Annotated in this window: 4 protein-coding genes; all 4 read right to left on the bottom strand. The window is 37.7% G+C overall.

From position 1 onward, the window contains the following. Positions 1-65: 65 nt before the first annotated feature. Positions 66-1,025 carry a UbiA family prenyltransferase gene (locus tag ABY905_RS16050; protein ID WP_372645697.1) on the bottom strand — a complete coding sequence of 320 codons (960 nt, stop codon included), beginning with the start codon at positions 1,023-1,025 and terminating at the stop codon, positions 66-68. Between the two features lie 78 nt (positions 1,026-1,103). After that, a complete protein-coding gene (locus ABY905_RS16045) occupies positions 1,104-1,631 on the bottom strand; it encodes a KdsC family phosphatase (RefSeq protein ID WP_372645695.1) in 528 nt (175 codons plus the stop codon). 70 nt (positions 1,632-1,701) lie between these two features. Then, entirely contained in the window at positions 1,702-2,484 is a 783-nt protein-coding gene (locus ABY905_RS16040) for a Rossmann-like and DUF2520 domain-containing protein (protein ID WP_372645693.1), read from the bottom strand. A gap of 23 nt (positions 2,485-2,507) precedes the next feature. Continuing rightward, on the bottom strand, positions 2,508-2,777 hold a 270-nt coding region (locus tag ABY905_RS16035), incomplete at its 5' end, for a hypothetical protein (protein ID WP_372645691.1).

Raw genomic sequence — 2,777 nt, 5'->3', positions numbered from 1 at the left:
GATGACGTCGAGGCGATTGAGAAGCCAATATCAATTGATAATCTTTAAGATTATTCAACATAGGTTTAAAAATTTGTATTTGAGAGAATATGATTGACTATAAAAGCATATGAAATACCCGCTAGTATAGCCATTCGTAATAAAAATACCCCTAATTTCAAGCTTTCATCCTTTTTCAGTTTAATAACCAAATAGGCCAGTAAAAGCAATGGGAGGATAATCAATAGAATAAAGTACCATGGAGTGATCTTATCCAAAGGTGCATTTAGAAATTGGTACCACACGCCAAAAACCGATACACATAGGAACAAAATTAAGCCGACGATAATTATTTTAGTCCATCTAAAACCAATAACAGAAGGCAAGCTTCTTCGCCCTATTTCCTTATCGCCTTTTACTGAAACTAAATCACGAATAAACTGATGAATCAGCACTGCAAAGAAGGAAAAGAATGAAAAGGCTCCGACCCAATATAAGAGGTAATCGAAGTTTGTTTTTGAAGCGACTAAAACTTCAGCATAGGTTTTATTTAAAGGTGGAATTTCGAAGATAACCACCAAAAATGGAATAGCAGCACCTATAAAGGCTAAGACTAAATTCCCAAGTATAAAATGGTTCTTATATGAAGTTGAGTAAAACCACAACAAGCCTCCAGCCATAAAAAAGATCAAGACGAATTGCCAATGCCCTACTTTGTACGACACATAACCCCCCAATACCAAACCAACAAAACTCAAAACCTGATGCAACATGAGTGAAATGCGACGACTAATGCGTCTTCCTACTATCACCTCACGCTTGTTTAAACGATCGGCTTTGCAATCGAAATAATCGTTAATAATATAGCCACCAGCTGCAATAAAAAGCGTTGCTACCACCAAAATTGCAAAATCAATATCGCTCAGTTGTAAGTGAATTCTATTAATCGCCAAAATAGGCTGAATAATAAAATATCGCATCACATATTGTGTCAGAGCAATAATAATCAGATTGGGTAAGCGAATCAATTTTAAAAAGCTGAGCATTACAAATAAGGTTAAAGTGAAAAGGTTGAGGTAAAGAAGTGGTTTTATTCGTCAGCAAAAAACTGCTAAGCGAGAACCTTAAATACTTTGAATCTTAGTATCAGTAGCATACCAATTGCCATGAGCACGAAGCACCTGCTCCATCACATCGCGAACCGCTGCACAGCCACCATTCATATCCGAAATATAGGATGAAATTTCTTTGATCTGAGTCACCGCATTCTTTGGACAGGTTGGCACACCCACTCGCATCATCACTTCATAATCAGGCAAATCATCGCCCATATACATGATATTTTCCTGAGCAACATTGTGCTTTGATAGAAAATCTTCGAAATCGGCAATCTTATCTTTCGATGACATATAGATATCCTGAACACCCAAACCACGGTAACGTTTCTCAACCGCAGCAGATGTACCACCAGTAATAATAGCAACAGGATAACCTTTTTTCACTGCATACTGAATAGCATAACCATCCTTTGTATTCGCTGTTCTCAACAATTCCCCATCAGAATCGATGGTAATACACTCGGTAGACAATACACCGTCCACATCGAAAATGAAAGCCTTAACTTTCATTAAATCTTCTTTAAAAAAGGCCATATATATTTAAATTTCTTTTTGTTACCCATGAAACATCCAAACTCTTACCAACTGACTAGCTTGATTCTAATCAATTATTTCCCTTCGAATGCAAGTGATAAATACTTTCACTGACAAATCTATACAATTTTTGAAAATCAGGATGCATATTTAAGCTTTCCTCGTGTGCTTTTATAATATCTTCATCAAACCTAACAGCGGGTCCGGTTTGGGCAGCTTCGACTGGCATTTCCTGAACCTTTTCGGCTGTCTCTATAATCAGTGGTTTTAATAGATCGAAATCCATCCCCTCATCCTGAAGTAATTTCTGTCCAATATGATACATATGATTGGTGAAATTACAAGTAAACACCGCTGCCAAATGCAATTGCTTACGCTGATTGGATGATAGTAATTGAACTGAATTCGATATTTTATTCCCCATAAGCACCAGTTCCGATTCCAGATCCGTACTTATAGCCTCAATACATAGAGGTATCTTTGAGAAATCAACCTGACGAGCTTTTGAGAAAGTTTGCAAAGGATAAAACACCCCATAAAAAGAGGAATAGCTTTCGAATACAGACATGGGCAAACTGCCAGCCGTATGCACGAGAAATTTATTTTTCAGTTGCAAAGCCTCCAAAGCATCAGGCAAAGCCTTATCGCTTAAAGCGAAAATATACAAATCGGCATCACGCCTAACCTCAGCATAATCGCAGCAAGAATCTGCATCGACTTGCTTAGCCAAAGTATCAGCAGAAAGCTGTGTTCTACTATAAACCTGACAAATGTGATAACTCGCTTGTTTTAGAGCCAAAGCCAGGTGAGTTGCCAGATTTCCAGCGCCAATAAATACAATATTTTTAATCATTTACGATATCTTATCAAATTAGATTAATCTTGTAATAGTAAATCTTCGGGCGAAGCCGCTATATTTTTCAAAGGCACTTTGCCTTTATCAATCATCGAAAAAAGATGTTTGCAGGCTCCCTTTAAATCGTCGTACATATCTTCAGCAACTAGAATAAGGCGATCATCATGCCACTGTAAATGTTGCATATCCGACGTCAGCTTCTCACGCGAAAGCAGGTGAAGTGACTTACTCGGCACAAACGAATGGGTTAATTGATTGCGCAATCTGTCGTACAACCAATGGTCGTTATT

Source organism: Ancylomarina sp. (genome assembly GCF_041555295.1).
Lineage (GTDB): Bacteria > Bacteroidota > Bacteroidia > Bacteroidales > Marinifilaceae > Ancylomarina.
Note: the sequence above shows the minus strand (reverse complement) of the source record. Positions and strands in the feature narration are given on the sequence as shown.